20 protein-coding genes and 1 tRNA gene are annotated in these 19,881 nt (G+C 68.4%); 8 read left to right on the forward strand and 13 right to left on the reverse strand.

Annotation, left to right across the window (positions count from 1 at the left end):
• Positions 1–40: 40 nt before the first annotated feature.
• The 3 genes from JOY29_RS12025 to mddA form a co-directional block, all read right to left on the reverse strand.
• A complete protein-coding gene (locus JOY29_RS12025; RefSeq protein ID WP_300973771.1) occupies positions 41–1,360 on the reverse strand; it encodes a PQQ-binding-like beta-propeller repeat protein in 1,320 nt (439 codons plus the stop codon).
• Positions 1,361–1,375: 15 nt separating this feature from the next.
• Positions 1,376–2,062 (reverse strand): tetratricopeptide repeat protein, encoded by a 687-nt coding sequence (locus JOY29_RS12030; protein WP_300973772.1) that lies wholly within the window; start codon positions 2,060–2,062, stop codon positions 1,376–1,378.
• A gap of 143 nt (positions 2,063–2,205) precedes the next feature.
• Positions 2,206–2,940: a methanethiol S-methyltransferase gene (gene mddA / locus JOY29_RS12035; protein WP_300973773.1), complete on the reverse strand. Its 735-nt coding sequence runs from the start codon at positions 2,938–2,940 to the stop codon at positions 2,206–2,208.
• Between the two features lie 108 nt (positions 2,941–3,048).
• Here mddA and JOY29_RS12040 point away from each other — a divergent pair, with 108 nt between their 5' ends.
• Positions 3,049–4,284, forward strand: coding sequence for an alpha/beta fold hydrolase (locus tag JOY29_RS12040; RefSeq protein ID WP_300973774.1), 1,236 nt, complete (start codon positions 3,049–3,051; stop codon positions 4,282–4,284).
• On the opposite strand, the gene panB is transcribed toward JOY29_RS12040, so the two are convergent.
• Both panB and JOY29_RS12050 read right to left on the reverse strand, forming a co-directional pair.
• Positions 4,266–5,135, reverse strand: a complete 870-nt coding sequence (gene panB, locus JOY29_RS12045) for a 3-methyl-2-oxobutanoate hydroxymethyltransferase (RefSeq protein WP_300973775.1) — start codon at positions 5,133–5,135, stop codon at positions 4,266–4,268. The genes JOY29_RS12040 and panB overlap by 19 nt on opposite strands.
• The gene (locus JOY29_RS12050; protein ID WP_300973776.1) at positions 5,132–5,566 is read right to left on the reverse strand and encodes a hypothetical protein; all 435 of its coding nucleotides are present in this window, start codon (positions 5,564–5,566) and stop codon (positions 5,132–5,134) included. The genes panB and JOY29_RS12050 overlap by 4 nt, the downstream gene beginning before the upstream one ends.
• 108 nt (positions 5,567–5,674) lie before the next feature.
• Here JOY29_RS12050 and JOY29_RS12055 point away from each other — a divergent pair, with 108 nt between their 5' ends.
• Positions 5,675–5,956, forward strand: coding sequence for a protein usg (locus JOY29_RS12055; RefSeq protein ID WP_300973777.1), 282 nt, complete (start codon positions 5,675–5,677; stop codon positions 5,954–5,956).
• Here the strand turns inward: JOY29_RS12055 and JOY29_RS12060 are convergent.
• The 3 genes from JOY29_RS12060 to JOY29_RS12070 form a co-directional block, all read right to left on the reverse strand.
• The gene (locus tag JOY29_RS12060) at positions 5,949–6,488 is read right to left on the reverse strand and encodes an MFS transporter (protein ID WP_300973778.1); all 540 of its coding nucleotides are present in this window, start codon (positions 6,486–6,488) and stop codon (positions 5,949–5,951) included. The genes JOY29_RS12055 and JOY29_RS12060 overlap by 8 nt on opposite strands.
• Positions 6,449–7,120, reverse strand: a complete 672-nt coding sequence (locus tag JOY29_RS12065) for an MFS transporter (protein WP_300973779.1) — start codon at positions 7,118–7,120, stop codon at positions 6,449–6,451. Before JOY29_RS12065 ends, JOY29_RS12060 begins: the two co-directional genes overlap by 40 nt.
• Before the next feature lie 73 nt (positions 7,121–7,193).
• Positions 7,194–8,087: an outer membrane beta-barrel protein gene (locus JOY29_RS12070; RefSeq protein ID WP_300973780.1), complete on the reverse strand. Its 894-nt coding sequence runs from the start codon at positions 8,085–8,087 to the stop codon at positions 7,194–7,196.
• Positions 8,088–8,293: 206 nt separating this feature from the next.
• Between JOY29_RS12070 and typA the strand changes: the two genes are divergently transcribed.
• From typA to JOY29_RS12090, 4 genes are all read left to right on the forward strand, one after another.
• On the forward strand, positions 8,294–10,126 hold the full coding sequence (gene typA, locus JOY29_RS12075; RefSeq protein WP_300973781.1) for a translational GTPase TypA: 1,833 nt from the start codon (positions 8,294–8,296) through the stop codon (positions 10,124–10,126).
• 430 nt (positions 10,127–10,556) lie between these two features.
• Positions 10,557–11,243: a cell wall hydrolase gene (locus JOY29_RS12080; protein ID WP_300973782.1), complete on the forward strand. Its 687-nt coding sequence runs from the start codon at positions 10,557–10,559 to the stop codon at positions 11,241–11,243.
• A gap of 216 nt (positions 11,244–11,459) precedes the next feature.
• On the forward strand, positions 11,460–11,966 hold the full coding sequence (locus JOY29_RS12085) for a response regulator (RefSeq protein WP_300973783.1): 507 nt from the start codon (positions 11,460–11,462) through the stop codon (positions 11,964–11,966).
• Between the two features lie 60 nt (positions 11,967–12,026).
• The gene (locus tag JOY29_RS12090) at positions 12,027–13,313 is read left to right on the forward strand and encodes a L,D-transpeptidase family protein (protein ID WP_300973784.1); all 1,287 of its coding nucleotides are present in this window, start codon (positions 12,027–12,029) and stop codon (positions 13,311–13,313) included.
• A 10-nt stretch (positions 13,314–13,323) separates the two neighbouring features.
• On the opposite strand, the gene JOY29_RS12095 is transcribed toward JOY29_RS12090, so the two are convergent.
• The 4 genes from JOY29_RS12095 to JOY29_RS12110 all read right to left on the reverse strand — a co-directional run bounded on the left by JOY29_RS12095 (position 13,324) and on the right by JOY29_RS12110 (position 16,998).
• Positions 13,324–15,456, reverse strand: a complete 2,133-nt coding sequence (locus JOY29_RS12095) for a TonB-dependent siderophore receptor (RefSeq protein ID WP_300973785.1) — start codon at positions 15,454–15,456, stop codon at positions 13,324–13,326.
• Positions 15,453–15,635: a hypothetical protein gene (locus JOY29_RS12100; RefSeq protein WP_300973786.1), complete on the reverse strand. Its 183-nt coding sequence runs from the start codon at positions 15,633–15,635 to the stop codon at positions 15,453–15,455. Before JOY29_RS12100 ends, JOY29_RS12095 begins: the two co-directional genes overlap by 4 nt.
• Entirely contained in the window at positions 15,632–16,804 is a 1,173-nt protein-coding gene (locus JOY29_RS12105) for a PepSY domain-containing protein (RefSeq protein WP_300973787.1), read from the reverse strand. The genes JOY29_RS12100 and JOY29_RS12105 overlap by 4 nt, the downstream gene beginning before the upstream one ends.
• Positions 16,805–16,924: 120 nt before the next feature.
• Positions 16,925–16,998: transfer RNA gene (locus JOY29_RS12110), tRNA-Gln, on the reverse strand.
• A 192-nt stretch (positions 16,999–17,190) separates the two neighbouring features.
• Here JOY29_RS12110 and JOY29_RS12115 point away from each other — a divergent pair.
• Complete coding sequence (locus tag JOY29_RS12115) at positions 17,191–18,219, forward strand: Ppx/GppA phosphatase family protein (protein WP_300973788.1); 1,029 nt, start codon at positions 17,191–17,193, stop codon at positions 18,217–18,219.
• The gene (locus JOY29_RS12120) at positions 18,216–18,887 is read left to right on the forward strand and encodes an RlmE family RNA methyltransferase (RefSeq protein ID WP_300973789.1); all 672 of its coding nucleotides are present in this window, start codon (positions 18,216–18,218) and stop codon (positions 18,885–18,887) included. The genes JOY29_RS12115 and JOY29_RS12120 overlap by 4 nt, the downstream gene beginning before the upstream one ends.
• On the opposite strand, the gene JOY29_RS12125 is transcribed toward JOY29_RS12120, so the two are convergent.
• The gene (locus tag JOY29_RS12125) at positions 18,844–19,791 is read right to left on the reverse strand and encodes a LysR family transcriptional regulator (protein ID WP_300973790.1); all 948 of its coding nucleotides are present in this window, start codon (positions 19,789–19,791) and stop codon (positions 18,844–18,846) included. The two genes, JOY29_RS12120 and JOY29_RS12125, sit on opposite strands and share 44 nt — an antisense overlap.
• Positions 19,792–19,881: the final 90 nt, after the last annotated feature.

Consider the following 19,881-nt stretch of genomic DNA (forward strand, 5'->3'; position numbering starts at 1 on the left):
CTATTGCGAGCGGCAGCCGACGCCACGCTCGCAATAACCGCTAGCGGAAAGCGCTCAGCCGTCCCTTGTCGTCGAGCACGTAAAGCGTGTTGTTCGCCACCACCGGGGACACGGTCACCGCCGCGTCGAGCTTGGTCTGGCTCTGGAAGGCACCGGTCGCGGGGTCGATGTTGACCATCACGCCATTGTCGCCGGCCAGGATCAGCCGACCGCCGGCCAGCACCGGTCCGACATAGGAGATCGGACCGCGCTTGGCCTTCTGGTTCTCGAACGCCGGAAGCTGGTTGATCCAGCGGATCTTCCCGTTGGTGCGGCTGATCGCCATCACCTTGGCATCGTCGGTAACCGCGAACAGCCAGTCGCCGGCAACCCACGGCGTGGAGATGCCGGCGAGGTTGAGCTCCCAGATGCGCTGGCCGCTGATGAGGTCGAGCGCGACCATCCGCCCGCCCTGGCCGAGCGCGAACACCTGCCCGTTGTCGATCACCGGGGAAGCGTCGATGTCCGACAGGGTGGCGACGCTGGTCGAGATGGAGGTGCGGGCAAGCGCGTCCTGCCACACCACGCGGCCATTCTCGTAGCGATAGGCGTTGAGCTCGCCCGACGAGAAGCCCGCTACCACCGTGCCCTGAGCGAAGGCCGGGGCGCCGGTCCCGTACACGCCGGCGATCTCGACCGCGGCGGTCGCGGACCAGTTGGTCGCGCCGTCGGCGGTCTTGAGGCTGTAGAGCTGGTTGTCCTGGCTCATCACGTAGAGGGTGTCGCCGACCACCGTTGGGGCACCGCGAAGCGGGCCGCCCGGGCGGACCTGCCAGATGGCCGCTCCGGTCGCGGCGTTGAGCGCGGTGACGAAGCCGAGGCCGTTGGTGGCGTACACACGGTCGCCCTCGGCCGCCACGCCGCCGCCGAACAGCGACGCATTGTTGCCGCGCTCGGTGCCGAACTGGGCCGACCAGCGCTGTCCGCCGGTCGCCGCGTCGAAGGCGCGGACGGTCGCGGTCGTGTCGATCGTGTAGACGGTGCCGCCGGAAACCACCGGGGCGCTGGCGAGCCGGCTATCGACCCGGCTGCCCTGGCCGATCGACACCGACCAGGCCCGCGCCACGCTGGCGCCGAGCGCCGGATGGCCGGCCGACTTGGACGGAGTTCCGCCCGGCTGCGTCCAGCTCTCGTTGGCGGTCGCCGCCGGAATCGAGAAGGGCAGAGCGGCTGTGGTCGGATCGACCTGGACGTCGGGGTCGGTGGAGAGAACCGAGACGCGGTCGCCGACCACCGGGGTCTTCGGCCGCGACTTGCCGACCACGCCGCAGCCGGCGAGCAGCGAGGCGGTGGCAAGGAGGATGACGGTTTTGCGGATCATAGGTCGGTGCATGTCCTAGCGGGCGGCGGGAGCGGCCGGAATGGAGAGGCTGCCGGCGAGCTGTTCGACCCGGGCACGGATGGTGGCGGGAACGCTCTTCTCGGCGGCGATGGCCTTGAGCAGGGTCGCGGCCTCGTTGCGGCGATTGCTCTTGAGCATGGCAAGGGCGGTCAGTTCGCCGGCCGCGCCGTACCAGGCATTGTCCTTGACGGCGAGCGGCTGGAGCCGGGCGACGACATCCTCGGGCTTCAGGCTGTCGAACTCGAGCTGGGTGCGGCGGACCAAAGCCGCGTCGCGATAGGCCTGCGGTACCGACTTGTCGTCGGCGACCTGCCCATATTGCGCAACTGCGGTGGTCCGATCGCCGCTCTGCAGCGCAAGCGCCGCGCGGGTCAGCCGGGCCGCCGCTTCCATGCTCGGATTGGCGTCGGCGGCGAGCGCGTCCAGCCGCCTGGCCGAATCCTGCTTGGGCTGGCCGACGTCCGACAGAATGGCGCTGAACGTCTCGCTGTTGGTGGCAGCCTTCTCGTTCTGACGGTTCTGCCAGAACAGCCATCCGCCGACGGCGAGCAGCAGCAGCACGGCCGCCGCCGCGAACCAGCTGCCGTAGCGCTTGACCACCGCCTCAGCCTGGTCGCGCCGGAGATTTTCATCGACTTCGCGGATGAAGCTTTCGCTTGTTTCGCCGGGAGCCAGAGCCAAGACAGGACCTTCTTAAGATGCCAGGAAGCAAGCCTCCTATCGCCCGCGGACGATGAACGGGAGCTTTGCGTTGCGTAGCGTCTAGCCGAGGTGCGTCATTTGGCAAAGAGCCCGGCCGATCGCTTCGGCCGGGCTCGTTCGTCTTACCCGCGCCTCAGGCGTGGCAGGAGCATTCCGGCTTCCCGCCGATACCGGTGGTAGCGCTCGCCGAAGAGGGCAATCAGGTCGCGCTCCTCCAGCTGTATCCCGACCAGCATGAACAGGCTCATGCCCCCGGCGAAGAGCAGGCCACCGGCGGTCATCGTCGGCACCGACCAGAAGGCGATGAAGAAGCCGAGGTAGATCGGATGACGGACCAGCTTGTAGAGCAGCGGCGTGCGGAAGATCGGGTCCGAGGCGTCCCGCGCCCGGAGGTTGAACCAGGCCTGCTGCAGCCCGAACAGCTCGAAATGGTTGATGAGGAAGGTGCTGAGTAGCACGATTCCCCATCCGAGCGCGAACAGGCCCCACAGCAGGACTGCCGCCACACCATCTGCCGACCACAGGAAGGCCGGAATCGGCCGCCACAGGACGAACATGAGCATCAGCATCACGCTTGCCGCCAGCACATAGGTGCTGCGCTCGACCGCCGCGGGGACAAATCCCGTCAGCCAGCGCTTGAACCCGCGCCGGGCCATGCCGCTGTGCTGCAGGCCGAACAATGCGATCAGCGTCAGATCGACCCCGACCGCCGTGGCGACCGGACCGAAGCCGCCGCCCCGGTTCACCGTCAGCGGCGCGAACGGCAGGTCGCCGACGAAGGCGATCAGGTAAAGGAAGGTGGCGAAGAAGATGGCATAGACCGTGACGGAATAGGCCATGATGGGCCAGCGGCTCATGCGTTGAACTCCCTGCTGCTGCTCGGTGCAGCTTGTGCCGCCGACCCCGGCGCCGGGCCATGACCGCCCGTCTTGAAGAATTGATCGAAAAGCCGGAAAACCATGTCCATGCCGGCGCAGCAGGACCTGGCCAGGCCGCCACCGGGCGCGCTTCATGACCGGGCGGTCGCGCGGGCGCTCGACCTCATCCACGCCCATTATGCCGAGCCGCTCAGCATCACGGCGCTGGCGCGCGAGGCGGGCGTGTCGCGAAGCGTCCTGTGCGAGCGTTTCGCCGCCGCCACGGGCATGCCGCCGATCCGTTATGCGGGGCGATGGCGGCTGGAGGTGGCCGCCCGGCTCCTGTCGGGAGAGAAACTGAGCCTCGCCGAGATCGCCTGGCGGACCGGCTTCGGCAGCGAGGCGGCGTTCAACCGTGCCTTCAAGCGGCAATTTGGCGCGCCGCCGGCGAAGTGGCGACGCTCGGCGATGCGGCGCGACGAGGGACCGGACCTTCCGCCGCAGCAACTGCACAGCTGCCGCGCGCGGGACGGCACGCGCATCGCCTGGGCCGATGCGGGCGCCGGCTTTCCGCTGCTGAAGACCGCCAATTGGCTGAACCACCTGACCTTCGACTGGGAAAGCCCGCTGTGGCGCCACTGGCTCAAGGAGCTCACGCGGGACAATCGCCTGATCCGCTACGACGAGCGCGGCAACGGTCTCAGCGAATGGAACAGCGAGCTCGGCTTCGAAGCCTTTGTCGACGATCTCGAGGCGGTCGTCGATGCCGCCGGGCTGGAGCGGTTCGACCTGTTCGCCATCTCGCAGGGCGCGGCGGTCGCGATCGCCTATTCGCTCCGCCATCCCGGCCGGATTCGCCGGCTGGTGCTGCTCGGCGGCTATGCCCTCGGCTTCCGCGGGCGGCTGGCGGGGGACGATCTGGCGCGCCGCGAAGCGATGATCACCCTGTGCCGGACGGGGTGGGGCGCCAACAATCCGGCCTACCGGCAGCTGTTCACCAGCCTCTACATTCCCGGCGGCACGCGCGAGCAGGCGGACTGGTTCAACGAGATGCAGCGCGCCTCGACCTCGCCTGAGAATGCCGAACGGCTGCAGCATGTCTTCGGCGGGATCGATGTCCGCCACATGCTTCCCCAAGTCTCCGTCCCGACCCTCGTCATGCATGCCCGCGACGATGCCGTGATCCCCTTCCAGAACGGCGAATATCTGGCTGCGAAGATCCCCGGCGCGACCCTGGTCCCGATCGACAGCGCCAACCACATCCTGCTCGAGGACGAGCCGGGGTGGCAGCAGTTCGTCACCGCCCTCCGCGCTTTCCTCGGGGATCAGCCCTTGGGGCGGTAGGTCTGGTCGCTGGTCGGGAAGCTGCGCGCCCGGACTTCCCCGGCATAGGTCTCGACCGCCTGGCCGATCCGGCTGGCGAGGTCGTCGTAACGCTTCACGAACCGCGGGGTGCGCTCGAACAGGCCGAGCATGTCCTCGGTCACCAGCACCTGGCCGTCGCATTCGGCCGAGGCGCCGATCCCGATTGAAGGGACGGGAATGGCCCGCGTGATCTCGGTCGCGAGATCCTCCATCACCCCTTCGAGCACGACCGCGAAGGCGCCGGCCTCGGCCACCGCCACCGCATCCGCCCTGATCTTGGCCGCTTCGGCCTCCGACCGGCCGCGCGCGCCATAGCCGCCGAGCGCGTTCACCGCCTGCGGGGTCAGCCCGACATGGCCGATCACCGGGATTCCTCGCTCGGTCAGGAAGCGGACGGTCGGCGCCATGGCCGCGCCGCCTTCCAGCTTCACCGCGGCGCAGCCCGTCTCCTTCATCACCCGCGCCGCGCTGGCGAAGGCCTGTTCGGGGCTCGCCTCATAGCTTCCGAACGGCATGTCGACGGCGACCAGCGCATGCCAGCTTCCGCGCACCACCGCCGCGCCATGGGCGCACATCATCTCCAGCGTCACCGGCACGGTCGACGGCAGGCCGTAGATCACCTGCCCGAGGCTGTCCCCCACCAGCAGCAGGTCGCAATGGGGGTCGAGCAGCTGCGCCATCCGCATCGTATAGGCGGTCAGCATCACGATCGGCTGGCTTGTGACGCCGTCCTGCTTGCGGCCCTTGAGCGTCGGCACGGTCATGCGCTTGCCGGGCACCGGCGACGGGGTCGCGCGGCTGGTCGCGGTATCGAGGGTGAAGGTACTCAACGAAGCCAACCTCTCTGTTGCGAATGCCGGGCGAACCAGAAGCTGGTCCAGCACAGGGCGATGACCACGACGGCCGCGACCACGTCGCCTTCCGTGCCAAGTTCCCGCACGGCCGGCGTGATAGCGAAGGGCAGGAACGTGCCGATTGCCCCGATCAGCGAGACGAGCAGGACCGGAACCGACCAGCGCCGGCGAAGCAGCAGCCCGACCGCGCCGACCAGACCCGACCAGACGGCAATGGCATAGACTGAGGTCTGCCACGCGGGCATCGCGGCCATCAGCGCCTGGCGATCGGCCGGGAATTGCTCGATCGGCGTCATCACCGTCGCCAAATAGCCGGCCACGCCGATCAGCATGAACAGGAGCACGCCAATCGCGCCCGCCCAGTACCATTTCTTGAACGGCTGGGGCGCAAACCTCGCATCCGCCATTCCTTCCTCCCCTGTCAGATCCTCACCCTCATAGCGTTCCCGCTTGACGCTGGGAACGGAAACGCAACCATTTGCGTCGATAGTGTCGGGACTTCATGGGAGAGGAGCATGACGAAGGGACTGGTCACCCCCGATCTCCAGCTTCAGCTCGAAGGCTATGGGCTTAGCCTGGTCGAAGTGCATTATTATATGCCGGACCACCCGAGCCTGCTCCAGCTCTTCTCCTTCCAGCAATATGATGTGGCGCCGAGGTTTCCGGCGTTGCACCACTTCCTCGATCACTGGCGGCGCGAAATCGAAGCCACCCTCCACTCGATCCGCCTCAACCATCGCCAGCTGATCGGCGCGGGCGAATGGCGCAACGTCGCGACGGAGTGGGTGATCAACTGACGCGACGTCCCTCCGGCAGCTGCCACAGCATCACCCCTGCTGCCGCCGCCACCGCGGCGCTCGCCAGGAAGGTGGCGTCCGCTCCGTCGCGGTCCCACAGCATGCCGCCGCCGAGGCTCGCCAGCAGCAGCCCGATGCCCGTCGCGACATGGAACAGGCCAAAGCTCGTCGCGCGCAGGTGTGGCGGCGCGGCACCGGCGACCAGCTTGGCGAACAGTCCCTGCGTCAGCGCCATGTGCGCGCCCCACAGGGCGACCCCGAGCAGCAGGCCGACCATCCCCGGCACCATCGCCAGCAGCAGGTTGCCCGCCACCAGCAGCGCGATCCCCGTCGTCAGGATGGTGCGGGGATCGCGTCGGTCGGACAGGGCGCCGGCCGGGTAGGAGAGCAGGAAATAGGAAAGGTTGAACACCACCAGCACCAGCGGCGCGAGCGTCAGGGCGACGCCTTCCTCGACCGCCTTCAGCACGAAGAAACCTTCGGAAAAGCGCGCTAGCGTGAACAGGAAGGCGACGAGGATGATCGCCGGCAATTGCGGTCCACCTCGCGAAACCCGCTGAGCAGCGGCTGCGGCCTGGTCTGCGCGCGGTGCTCGGCTGGTTCCTTCAGGAACAACAGCAGGATGAGTACCGCCACCACAGCCGGGACGACCGCGATCCAGAAGACGGAGCGGATGTCGCCCGCAAGCCAGATCATCAGCCCGGCCGCCGCAATCGGCGCCAGCAACGCGCCGGCCGTATCGAGGCTCTGGCGCAGGCCGTAGGCGGCGCCCCTTTGCTCGGGCGGGGTATCGTCGGCGATCAGCGCGTCGCGCGGCGCGCCCCTCAGGCCCTTTGCCGTCCGGTCGACCAGCCGCGCCCCGAGCACCGCCAGCGGCCCCGTCGCAAAGGCGAACAGCGGCTTGGTCGCCGCCGCCAGCCCATAGCCGAGAAGGATCCACGGCTTGCGCCTGCGATTGCGATCGCTGAGCCGCCCGCCGGCCAGCTTGGCGAAGCTCGCGGTGGCCTCCGCCACCCCGTCGATCGCGCCCAGCACCGCCACGCTGGCGCCGAGTGTCACCGTGACGAACAGCGGCAGCAGCGCGTGGATGATCTCGCTCGACAGGTCCATGAACAGGCTGACGAAGCCAAGGACCCAGACGGAGCGGGGGAGGGGACGGCGCACCGTTCCTCACAAAAGCAAAGGGCCCCGGAACGCAAGGTTCCGGAGCCCTTCACTGGTTTCAGGCTATGAAGCCTTAGCCGCGCTCAGGCGTCGCAGCCGGCGGGGGCGGCGGCGGCGGCGGAACCGGGCAGGCGTCCGTCGCAAGCACGACCGACCCGTCCGGGCAGGTCTGAGTGGCGGGCGGCGGCGGCGGCGGCGGAGCCGCTTCGACGACCGGCGGGGGCGGCGGGGCCGGCTCGGCGATCGGGGCCGGCGAACCGCCGAAGTTGAAGTTCAGCGTCGCCAGCAGCGAGTGGCTGCGGAAGCGCTGGTTGCCCTGGCCGAACACCGACGAATCCGTGTCCGAGAACAGCGCCGCATCGTCAGCGAAGAAGTCGAGCTTGCCGGTGCGGAAGTAGCGATACTTCAGGCCGACGTCGATGTTGTCGCTGACCGGCGCGCGAACGCCGGCGAGGAGCTGGTAGGCCCAGGTGGTGTCGCGCTCGCCAGCGAACTTGACGCGGGCGCGGCCGGCGCCGACGCCGGCGAAGAAGCCAACGCCACCGTCGCCGCCGATGTCGACGAGACCGTTGAGCATGCCGCTGAGAACCGACGCACGACCGTCGAGGTCAAGGTCCGTCTCGGGGTTGAAGGTGGTGCCGAACTCGGTCTGGAGCGCGGTCAGCGCGGCCGGGCTCAGTTCGACATTGTCGAGCTTGGCGCGCTTGTAGCCGAGCTCACCCTCGAGGCGGAACAGACCGAAGTCGTAGCCGAGGTTGACGTCGACGTCGTAGCCACGCTTGTAGTCGATGCCGACGGCGTCTTCGTAGACGACGGTCGGACCTGCAAGGGCCGGATCGACCGCGAAGTCGAACTCATTGTCCTTGGGGAACAGGACGCCGCCGCTGACGCCGACATAGGGTTCGGCCGCAGCCGGGCTTGCTGCGACCGCGATAGCGGCGCAGGCAACGAGGAAGGTCTTTTTCATATTTTCTCCGAGTGGACCTGTGATGCGCCGCAAACGACGGTCCCCCGAACTTGTTTCCCTCTTTTTGAGTCGGCGATCCGACTTCCCGCGGAAACCGTGACAAAGCGGCCACAGTCGGCGGATTGGCCGGTTCGGCCAGCCTTCCATTGCCGCAACGCAGCAATTGGGCTACGGGCGCGCCAACTTACCCCCCAAGGAAATCGATAATGGCCCTCCGCAACGTGGCGATCATCGCCCACGTCGACCATGGCAAGACGACGCTTGTCGACCAACTGTTCCGCCAATCCGGCACCTTCCGCGACAATCAGCGCGTGGAAGAGCGCGCCATGGACTCGACCGACCTCGAGAAGGAGCGGGGCATCACCATCCTCGCCAAGTGCACGTCGGTAGAGTGGGCGGATGCCGAGGGCACGGCCACGCGCATCAACATCGTCGATACGCCCGGCCACGCCGATTTCGGGGCCGAGGTGGAGCGCATCCTGTCGATGGTCGACGGAGTTATCCTGCTCGTCGATGCCGCCGAAGGACCGATGCCGCAGACCAAGTTCGTCACCGGCAAGGCGCTCGGCCTTGGCCTGAAGCCGATCGTCGTCGTCAACAAGATCGACCGTCCCGACGGCCGCGCGGCCGAAGTGCTGGACGAGGTGTTCGAGCTGTTCCTCAGCCTCGACGCCAACGACGAGCAGCTCGACTTCCCGGTGCTCTACGCCTCGGGCCGCGCCGGCTATGCGGGCCGCGAGGACACGGTGCGCGAGGGCGACCTCACGCCCTTGTTCGAAACCATCGTCAGCCACATCCCCGAGCCCGGCCTGCCGGTCCATGGCGAATTCCAGATGCTCGCCACCCTGCTCGACCGCGATCCCTTCCTCGGCCGTATCCTGACCGGCCGCGTCGAATCGGGCACGCTCCACATCAACCAGCCGATCCGGGCGCTCGACGTCCACGGTGCCAAGGTCGAGGAAGGCCGAGCGACCAAGATCTTCGCCTTCCACGGCCTCGAGCGCGTGCCGGTCGAGCAGGCGCAGGCGGGCGACATCATCGCCATCGCCGGCCTGATGAACGCGACCGTCTCCAACACCATCGCCACCCCGTCGGTCACCACCCCGATCAAGGCGCGTCCGATCGATCCGCCGACGCTCGCCATGAGCTTCGCGGTCAACGACAGTCCCTATGCCGGGCGCGACGGCGACAAGGTGCAGAGCCGGGTCATCCGCGAGCGGCTGGAGCGCGAGGCGGAGACCAACGTCGCCATCCGCGTCACCGTCGCCCACGACAATGACAGCTATGAAGTGGCCGGCCGCGGCGAACTCCAGCTGGGCGTGCTGATCGAGACGCTCCGCCGCGAAGGCTTTGAACTGTCGATCAGCCGTCCGCGCGTGCTGTTCCAGGACGGCCCGAACGGCCGCGAGGAGCCGTATGAGACGGTCGTCATCGACGTCGACGACGAATTCTCCGGCACGGTCGTCGAGAAGATGAGCCTTCGCAAGGCCGAGATGACCGACATGCGCCCGTCCGGCGCCGGCAAGACCCGCCTGACCTTCAGCGCGCCCTCGCGCGGCCTGATCGGCTATCATGGCGAGTTCCTGTCCGACACCCGCGGCACCGGCATCATGAACCGCCTGTTCGAGAAGTACGGTCCCCACAAGGGCCAGATCACCGGCCGCCAGAACGGTGTGCTCATCTCGATGGAGAAGGGCAAGGCGCAGGCCTATGCGCTGAACATGCTGGAAGAGCGCGGCGTGCTCTTCATCTCGCCCGGCGACGACCTCTACGAGGGCATGATCATCGGCGAGAATGCCAAGCCGCAGGACCTCGAGGTCAATCCCTTGAAGTCCAAGCAGCTCACCAACTTCCGTGCCTCGGGTAAGGACGAGGGCATCCGCCTGACCCCGCCGCGCCGCATGACGCTGGAGCAGGCGATCGCCTACATTCAGGACGACGAGCTGGTCGAGGTGACCCCCAAGGTCATCCGCCTGCGCAAGCGCCACCTCGATCCGCACGAGCGCAAGCGCCAGAGCCGCAAGGCCGAAGCCGCCTAGGCTTTTCTCCCTGCCACCATCGCAGGTCCGCGCTCGCTTTCCTTCTCGGGCGCAGCAGTCGCCGGCGATTCGCCACGATTGCTGCGCTTGAGGCGCGGACCGGCCAGCCTGAGCAACTCGGCTCGACGCCGGGATGCTTCGTCTCGTCCTTAACGTTGTCCCAAACCGAGATTGGTTCCAACGACTTACCGCTCGACCGGCTCCGTTCGCCCCTGACGGGGTTACATTGCGGCGACTCCCCCGTATCTCCCCTCCAGCAATTCAGAGCGACGAGGCCGGCCTTTCGGGCCTCGGGGCAAGACGGACGACGGTTCCCACCGCACGGCGCCAGGCATTCGGGCGCATGATGTTGGCGGATGGACGGACCCTCGGCCGCACGAGGTAGAGAATAGATTTGATCGATCGACTGGCGTTGGGCCGCGTGCCCGCGATGGCTTTCCTGTTGTCCGTCGCCGGACTGGCGACCCCGGCTTCGGCCCAGCTGGCGACCAGCCCAGCATCTCCGACCGCCACTGCGAGCGTCACCGCGACGCCGATCCTCAACGTCACGCCGGCTCCTGCCGCCACCGTTCTCCAGCCGGCCGCTCCTGGCCGCGCCGCCGTCCTTTCCGCCACGCCGCGTCCCGTCACCGGCATCACGCCGCCGACCGGCACCACCGACGTCCGCCCGGCCGTGAGCCATGCCGCCTTGTGGCCGATGGTCTGGGCCAGGATGAACAATCCGGGCGTCCGCCTCAGCGCGCAGGAAGAGTGCATCGCCACCGCCGTCTATCATGAGGCGCGCGGCGAGCCGCTGGACGGCCAGCTCGCCGTCGCCGAAGTGATCATGAACCGCGCCGCCTCGGGCCGCTATCCGGGCAGCTGGTGCGAAGTGGTCAAGCAGCCCTGGCAGTTCAGCTTCGTCAACCCTCGCTCGGGCCGCATGCCCGGCGTTAACCGCTCCAGCGCCGCCTGGGCCTATGCCGAGGCGATCACCCGCATCGCCGTCGTCGCCGCCGCCGACGCCATCCCGTCGGACGTCCTCTGGTACCATGCGGACTATGTCGCGCCGAGCTGGGGCCGCCGCCTGGCCCGCGTCGAGAAGATCGGCGCCCACATCTTCTACCGCGCCAGTTGAGCTGTCCTCCTGCGCAAGCAGGAGGCCGTTTCCTCCGCCGACCGGTGGGTGTGATGGCTCCCGGCGTTTGTTCCCGCGCGGGGACCCTGACGTCATGACGTTTCAGCCCCGTAACCAAACGCCTTGGCGATAATCCGCTGAATCCGGGATTCGCATGCCCGTCTTCCCCTGCAACCCTTCCTCCGGGAGCGGCACCGCCGCCAGGAGGGGTTCAAGGTGTTGAAGATCCTGATCGTCGAGGATGAGCGGCCACTGGCCGAGACGTTGCGTTACCTGGTCGAGGATAATCCGCGCTACCGCGTCGTCGGCATCGCCGAGGATCTGCCGAGCGCGCTCGAACTTCTCGAGCATGACGAGCCCGACCTCGCCCTGGTCGACCTCCACCTCGCGCGCGGCTCGACCGGCTTCTCCGTCGCGGTGCGCCTCAACGATGCCGGCGTGCCCTGCCTGTTCGTCACCGGGCGGGCGCCGGGCTTCGCCATGCCCGACCTTGCGCTCGGCCTGCTGCTCAAGCCCTTCACCGGCAATGACGTGCACCGCGCACTGGCGCTCGCCGAGGACGTCATGCGCGGGCGCGAGACGCTTCGCCCGCGCCTGCCGCGCAACCTCCAGCTGTTCGACGCCGGCGCCGATCCGGAGCCGGCGCCGGTCGCTGCCTTCGTTCCGCCACGGCGCGGCCTCAAGGCCCGGCTCGAACGCTGGATCGCCGGCCCGCCGCATTGAACCTTGCGGTTATCGGATCGTTTAACCCGGCAAGAACCTGACTTTCTGCGAGTTTCTGCCGTGCGCCACCAACTGTTCCTCGGCGTTGCCCTTGCTGCGACGCTGGGGTTTGCCACGCCCGTCGTGGCTGCCGACGTCGCTTCCGACCGACTGCCCGCCGCCTCGGCGGTGTCGCGCTTCTACGACGCCCGCCAGCAGCCGCTCTGGCTCAACTCCCCCGAAGCCGTCCGTACCCTCCTCGAAGCCCTTCGAAGCGCACCGATCGACGGCTTTGCCGACGGTCCGGACCTCGCCGCTTCGATCGAGAGCGCGCTCGTCCATGCAGAAGCCGGCCGGCCAGGGGCGACACGCGAGGCCGAACGGCTGATGAGCAACGCGTTCGTCCTCCACGCCCAGGCGCTCAGCTGGCCCGGCAAGGCGTCGATGGTGTTCGCCGATCCGACGCTCAGCCCGCGCGTGCCGAGCCCGGCGCGGCTGCTCGAGGCCGCCGCAAAGGCACCCGACCTCGCCGCTTTCGTTCGCCGCACGGTCGACATCAACCCGGTCCATGCCGCCCTCCGCGCGGCCGCCGCCGAGGACATGCGCTTCCTCGGCGAGCCCAGCCGTGCCCTGAGGGCCAGCCTCGAGCGCGCCCGACTGCTCCCGGCGAGCGGCCGCTTCGTCCTTGTCGACATCGCCAGCCAGCAGCTGATGATGATCGAGGACGGCCAGGTGGTCGACCGCATGAAGGTGGTCGTCGGCAAGGCGAGCATGAAGACGCCGCTGATGGCCGGAACGCTCCGCCAGGTGACGCTCAATCCCTATTGGAACGTGCCGGTCGACCTCGCCGCCACCATCATCGCGCCCAACGTCCTCCGCCATGGCACCGCCTGGCTCAAGTCGCGCAATTATGAGGTGCTGTCGGGCTGGGAAGCGGACTCGACCGTCGTCGATCCCGCCACCATCGACTGGCAGGCGGTCGCCGACGGCAAGGCCGAAGCCCGCGTGCGTCAGCTTCCCGGACCCACCAACTCGATGGGCGCGATGAAGTTCGAATTCCCCAACGAGCTCGGCATCTACCTCCACGACACGCCCGACCGCGCCCTGTTCGCGCAAAGCGAGCGCGCCTTCAGCTCGGGCTGTGTCCGGCTGGAGGATGCCGCCCGGCTCGGTCGCTGGCTGCTCGGCCGCGACCCCGTCGCTTCATCCTCCCGCGCCGAAGTCAACGTGCCGCTGGCGCAGGGCGTGCCGGTGTTCCTCACCTATCTCACCGTCCGCCCCGAAGCCGATGGCCGCATCGCCTATGCGCCCGACATCTACGGCCTCGACACCGCCGGTGGCGACGGACCCCTCGCCGCCATCCGCTGAGAGAGGTCCGTCAGAGGTCGGTCGAGACCGACAGCCGGAAGGTGCGCGGCTGGCCCTGCAGCACCGACGTCCCGAACGTCTCGAAGGCCGACGCCCAATAGCGCCTGTTGGCGACATTATCGACGCCGGCGCGCAGCGTCACCGGTCGTGCGCCGACCAGCGCGACATAGCGGGCACCGAGGTCGAAGCGGGTCCAGCCGCCGATCTCGAGCGTGTTGGCGGCGTCGACCGGCTGCTCGCCGGTCGCCACCACGCGCCCGGTCAGCGTCAGGCCGCGCACCATCGGCACATCCCATTCGACATTCGCATTGGCGGTCAGCTCCGGCACGCCCGGCACCTTGTTGCCGTCCTGCGCCCCGCCCGGCGTGTCGCGCAGCTCGGCGTCGATCCATGACGCGCCCGCGATCAGCCGGAGCCCGCGCGCCAGCTCGCCGTCGAGCGTCAGCTCCACCCCCTGGTTGCGCTGCTCGCCGAACAGCCCGAACCGGAACAGCGCCGGATTGCCCTCGTCGGCAATGGCGAAGGCGCTCGGGCGGGTGATGCGGAAGGCGGCGATGCTGCCGTTGACCGGGCCGAGGCTCGCCTTGGCGCCCAGCTCATATTGCACCGACTTGATCGGCGCGAACACTTCGCCCGAGTTGACGAGGGTCGGGTCGATTGGCGCCGTCGGCCCCTGCTGCAGCCCCTCGATCCGATTGGCGAACAGCGACAGGCCGGCCTGCGGCTTGACCACGATCCCGACCACCGGAGTCACGGCGCTCTCGTCATAGGCGCTCGTCAGCGATCCCCCGTCATAATAATCATAGCCCTTCACCTTGATGCGCTGGTGGCGAAGGCCGGCGGTCAGCAGCACGCGGTCCGAGGCGAAGCCGATCGTGTCGGACAGGAACAGGCTGGTCAGCCGGCTGCGGCTGATCGGATAGGGATCATCGAGGTCGCCGCCGACGAAGCCGGTGCCGGGCAGCGCCACCACCGGCGCGTCGTAGAGGTTGGTGGCATAGCCGCCAAAGCCGCCGAGGAAGTCGAAGGCGTTGCGGTTGACCTGGCGGATGTGGCTGACGCCGGCATTCAGCTCATGCGAGGTGCCCGCGACAGCGAAGCGCGCGCGCACTCCCGCCTGGCCGGCCTCGTTATTGTCGGTCCGCGGCACCAGCGAGGCGGAGCCGGTCGCGCTGCCGTCCACGCCGGTGACGGTGATCCCGCCATAGATGCCGTCCTCCGATCCGTCGCGCGCGCCGGCCTGGGCGTAGAGCAGCACATTGTCGGCCGCGTCCCACTCGGCGCGGGCGACCCCGAACAGATCCTCCAGCTCGGTGAAGGTCCACGGCTGGGCATAGTTGGCGTCGGCTCCGGGCACGGCGGGGACGAAGCTCGTCACCGTCACCTTGGGACGCAGCTGCTCGACCCTGATCTTCTGATAGCCAAGGTCGAGCGACAGGCGGACGTCCGCGCCGCGATAGTCGAAGCCGGCGCCGAGCAGGGTCGCACGGCGATATTCGTCGTCGATCGCGACCTCGCCCCGGCGATGCGCGCCGTTGATCCGCACGCCCCAGCTGCCGCCGCCGAACCGCCGCGCCACATCGAAGCTCGCACCGACGTGGCCGTCCGACAGGTAGCTCGCCGTCACCCGGGTGAGGTCGCGCCGCGCCCGCTTGGGCTGCAGGTTGATGCTCCCGCCAATGCCCGATCCGCCCGGCGCGGCGCCGTTCAGGAAGGCGGTCGCCCCGCCCAGCACCTGCACATTGTCGTACAGCTCGGGCGCAACCAGCTGGCGGGGCGTGATCCCGTACAGGCCGTCCAGCGCCACATCGTCCCCGAACAGGGTGAAGCCGCGGATGACGAACTGCTCGGACGCATTGCCGAAGCCGTAGCTGGTGCGGATGGTGGGATCATTCTCCAGCACCTGGCCGAGGCTCAGCGGCTGCTGGTTGTAGATGAGCGCGTCCGAATAGCTGCGAAGGCTGAACGGTACGTCCTCCGCCTTCTTGTCGCCGAGGATCCCGACCTGCCCCTCGCGGCGGACCTGGGTCTGGTTGTTGCGCTGCGCGGTGACGATGACCTCCTCGCCGGTCGGCTTCACCGCCTCCTGCGCGAAGGCGGGAACGGGGGCGGTCGCAAGGGCAAGCAGAACGAGGCGCTTCACTTCGGTCGGTCCTTTCGATGGGCGACGCGGGTCGCGGCCCAGATGACGGCAATGAGGGGAGCGGACAGCGCCGCCCATGAAACGAGATCGCGCCAGCCTTCGCCGGTGAGCGCGACGACCAGGCCGGCGAGGCTCAGCAGGGCCAGCAGAGCGGGGATGGCGAAGGTCGGGCGGGTCATTCGGCGGCGCTCGGCACGGCGTCGAACCGCCCGCCGCTGGTCACCTCGGCAAGGCGCATCGGCAGCGAGGCGTGGCGGCGGCCGAGCCAGAGATAGAGGCCCGAGCCGAGCACCACGATGGTGAACAGGGTCAGCGCGGCCCACAACAGCTTGAGCGGCAGCCCGCCATAGTCGCCGAAGTGGAGCGGCTGGCTCAGCTGCAGCGCCTTCATGCTGATCGGCATCGGGCGGACGTCGCTGAGCCGGCCGCTCTCGGCATCGATCAGCGCGGGTGTCAGCAGCCGCCGCGTCAGCGGGCTGTCGCCCTGGAAGAAGACGGCATAATGGTGGGCGCTGCTGTAGGCGCCGCCGGGGAAGGCGATGAATTGCGGGTCGTTGCCCGGAAGCGCCGAACGCGCCGACGCCATCGCCTTGTCGAGCGATCCGTAGCGCGACGGGGGCAGGGCAGGGGCGCCCGCCTCGAGGCCGGCCATCTCCGCCAGCGCACCGTTCCGCCACTGATCCACCAGCGGCGTCGCCAGCGCGTTGATGATTCCCGTGACCCCGACCACCGTCATCCAGGCAAAGGCCGTGATGCCGAGGAGGTTGTGCCAGTCGAGCCACTTCAGCCGCCGGCTCCGCTGCGTGCGTAGCGTGCCGAACTCCAGCTTGCGCATGAACGGCGCGTAGAGCACCACGCCCGACACCAGAGCCGCCACGAACGACAGGCCCATGGCGCCGAGGAACAGCATGCCGGGCAGGCCAAGGAACATGTCGGTGTGCAGCTGGAGCAGGAACTCCATGAAGCCCTCCTCGCCGGGCGGCGCGACCAGCCGGCCGTCGGTCCGATCGAACAGCATCAGCGTCATCCGAGTCTCGGGCGCATCGGGCGCCGGACCGGTGGTGACCGTCAGCAGCGGGCTTTCATTGTCGAACGCCATGTAGAGCGGCACCTCGCCCGGCCGCTCGGCAAGCGCGCGCTCGAGCATCGTGTCGAGTGGCAGCAGCCCCGGTGCATCGGACGAGGACGCCGCCCCCTCGAGCGGGGGCGGGCCGCCCGTCACCGCCTCGATCTCGTCATGGAAGATGAGCGGCAGCCCGGTCAGGCACAGCATCAGCAGGAACAGCGTGCAGACGAGGCTCGTCCACTTGTGCACCAGATACCAGGCCCTGACCGACGCTCGAGTCATGGCGGCCGTTTAGACGCTATTGAGAAGCATTCGCAAGAGCCTGCCGAAACAAGCGGTCGTTTCCGGCCCGAAATCGCGCGCCGGCGCTCGGCATCACAAGGATCTACAGGAGGAGGGAGATGGATGCCCGACGTGGATTCGAACCACGATTGACGGAGTCAGAGTCCGTAGTCTTACCATTAGACGATCGGGCATCAGCACGGAGGCATGCCCCGGCGACGGGAGGGCAGCTAGGGTCAGCGCTCCGCCCTGTCAATGCTTGAGGCCCAACTTGCGCCGTCGCAGCAATCTGGCTTAAGCCCGTCGGCAGGTCAGCCGACCGGTATGTTCCGGGCGGTGCAGATGATGGAACATGAGCGATGGCATCTCACCCTGCCAGCGCGCCGATGCCGGGCTTATCGGCCGGGCACCGGAGCAAGGACCGCCGCGATGGTGCGGCCGCTCCGCCGCAGCAGACGTATGCCGCGATCGATCTCGGCACCAACAACTGCCGCCTGCTGATCGCGCGTCCGACCAGCGGCGGCTTCACCGTGGTTGACGCCTTCTCCCGCATCGTTCGCCTCGGCGAGGGCCTCGCCACCAGCGGGCGCCTGACCGACGAGGCGATGGACCGTGCGGTCGAGGCGCTGTCGGTCTGCTCCGACAAGCTCCGCCGCCGCCGCGTCGGCCTCGCCCGCTCGGTCGCCACCGAAGCCTGCCGCCGCGCCGCCAACGGCCGCCACTTCGCCGAGCGGGTCCGCCGCGAGACCGGCATCGCGCTGGAGATCATCCCGCCGCAGGAGGAAGCGCGACTCGCCGTCCTCGGCTGCCACAAGCTGCTCGAGCCGGGGGATGGCCCCGCCATCATCTTCGACATCGGCGGCGGATCGACCGAACTGGTGCTGGTCGAGCCGGGCGACGACGATGCCAGCCCGCGCATCAAGGCCTGGTGGAGCGCGCCCTGGGGCGTCGTCTCGCTGACCGAGAGCGAGGGCCGCGCGGCGATCGAGGGTCCCGACCGGGTCGCCGCCTACGCCCGCATGCGCACCCGTGCCCGCCACGCCTTCGACCGCTTCATCGAACTGCTGCCCGACCGCAGCGACAACATTCGCCTGCTCGGCACCAGCGGTACGGTGACGACCCTCGCCTCGGTCCATCTCGCGCTGCCCAGCTACGATCGGCGCGCGGTCGACGGCATCCACGTGCCGATCGGCGCCATGCGCCACATCTCGACCATGATCGCCGAAATGGACTTCGAGGAGCGCTCCGCTTTGCCGTGCATCGGCGCCGAACGGGCCGACCTGGTGGTCGCCGGCTGCGCCATCCTCGAAGCCATCCTCGACATCTGGCCCGCCGCCCACCTCGGAATCGCCGACCGCGGCATCCGCGAAGGCATCTTGCGAAGCCTCATGGCCCGTGACGGCCACCTCCTATGACCACCCGCGTGAAGACGGCCAAGGGCCGCAAGGTCGGCTCGACCAAGTGGCTGCAACGGCAGCTCAATGACCCATACGTCAAGAAGGCCAAGGCCGAAGGCTATCGCAGCCGCGCCGCCTACAAGCTGATCGAGCTCGACGAGAAATATCGCTTCCTGAAAGGCGCACGGGCCGTCGTCGACCTCGGCATCGCGCCCGGCGGCTGGAGCCAGGTCGTCCGCAAGAAATGCCCGCAGGCGGCGGTGGTCGGAATCGACTTCCTTCCCGTCGATCCGCTGGACGGCGTGACCATCCTCCACATGGACTTCACCGACGAGGATGCCGACGCGAAGCTCAAGGAAGCGCTCGGCGGCGAGGCCGACCTCGTCCTTTCCGACATGGCAGCCAATACCGTCGGCCACCCCCAGACCGACCATTTGCGCACCATGGGCCTGGTCGAACTCGGCCTCGAATTCGCCAAGGACGTGCTGAAGCCGGGCGGCGCCTATGTCGCCAAGGTGCTCGCCGGCGGCACCGACAACCAGCTGCTCGCCGAACTCAAGCGCCACTTCGCCACCGTCAAGCACGCCAAGCCGCCCGCCAGCCGCAAGGATTCGAGCGAATGGTATGTCGTCGCGCAGGGCTTCAAGGGGCGGCGCGAAGAAGCTCCGGCGGCGGCGGAGGACTGACCGCCGGCTCGGTTTCGCGAATGTGCCGCATCAGCCGCTCGTAAAGGAAGTCGGTGACCAGCCGAACGTTCGGATTGTGCCGCACCCGTTCGTGCGTCAGCAGCCACAACTTGCGATCCTGCTTGGGCGTGGGCTGGAGGCACTGCAGGAGATCGGGATCTGCCCGCGCGACGATGCACGGCAGCACGCCGACCCCCAGCCCTGACCTGATTCCGGACAGAAGGCCGTTGCTGCCGTCATACTGCATGGTCACACGGTCAAGCAGTCCCATCTGTTCCAGCCAGGCAGAATAGACGCGCCAAAGGCCGCCGCCGCCGCCGCCGATGATGTTGTGCTGCAGGAGATCGCGCCGGCTAGTCGGAAGCCCATGGCGCGCGGCATAGTCGCGGCTGCAGTAGAGCGCCCAGGCGTCGTCCTGCAGCACCCGCCCGACCAGGCCCTCTGCCTGCAGCGCGGCGGCGGATCGCAGCGCGATGTCCGCTTCGCCCGCGCCGAGATCGCGCAGTTCGCGCGTGCAGTCGAGCTCGATCCGGACCTCCGGATGCTCGCCATGCAACTCGCGCAGCCACGGCGTCAGCAGAGTGACCGCGAACACCTCCTCGGTGGTGATCCGCACCGTTCCGCCAAGCGCCCGGGCCTGCGCCTTGGCCTGCGTTTCGACCGCCCGCGCCGCTTGCTCCAGCGCCTCGGCCCGCGGCTTCACCGCCTCGCCCGCATCGGTCAGGCGGTAGCCGGAGGCCCGCCGCTCGAACAGGCGCACGCCCAGCGCTTCCTCGAGCGCCGTGATCCGCCGCGAGGCGGTCGACTGGCTCATCCGCAACGCCCTGCCGGCGGAGAGCGTGCTGCCATGCCTCGCCACCGCCAGGAAGACCCGCCAGTCGCTCCATTCGGGTTCGCGCGTCATGGTCGTTCTTTTACCGCAACATCGCGCCCTTCGCTTATGCAAAATTGCCGAACGGCTCTGCGACAACAATGCTCACACCTTGTTGCGGTG

Source organism: Sphingomonas sp. LHG3406-1, from assembly GCF_029637485.1.
GTDB lineage: Bacteria > Pseudomonadota > Alphaproteobacteria > Sphingomonadales > Sphingomonadaceae > Sphingomicrobium.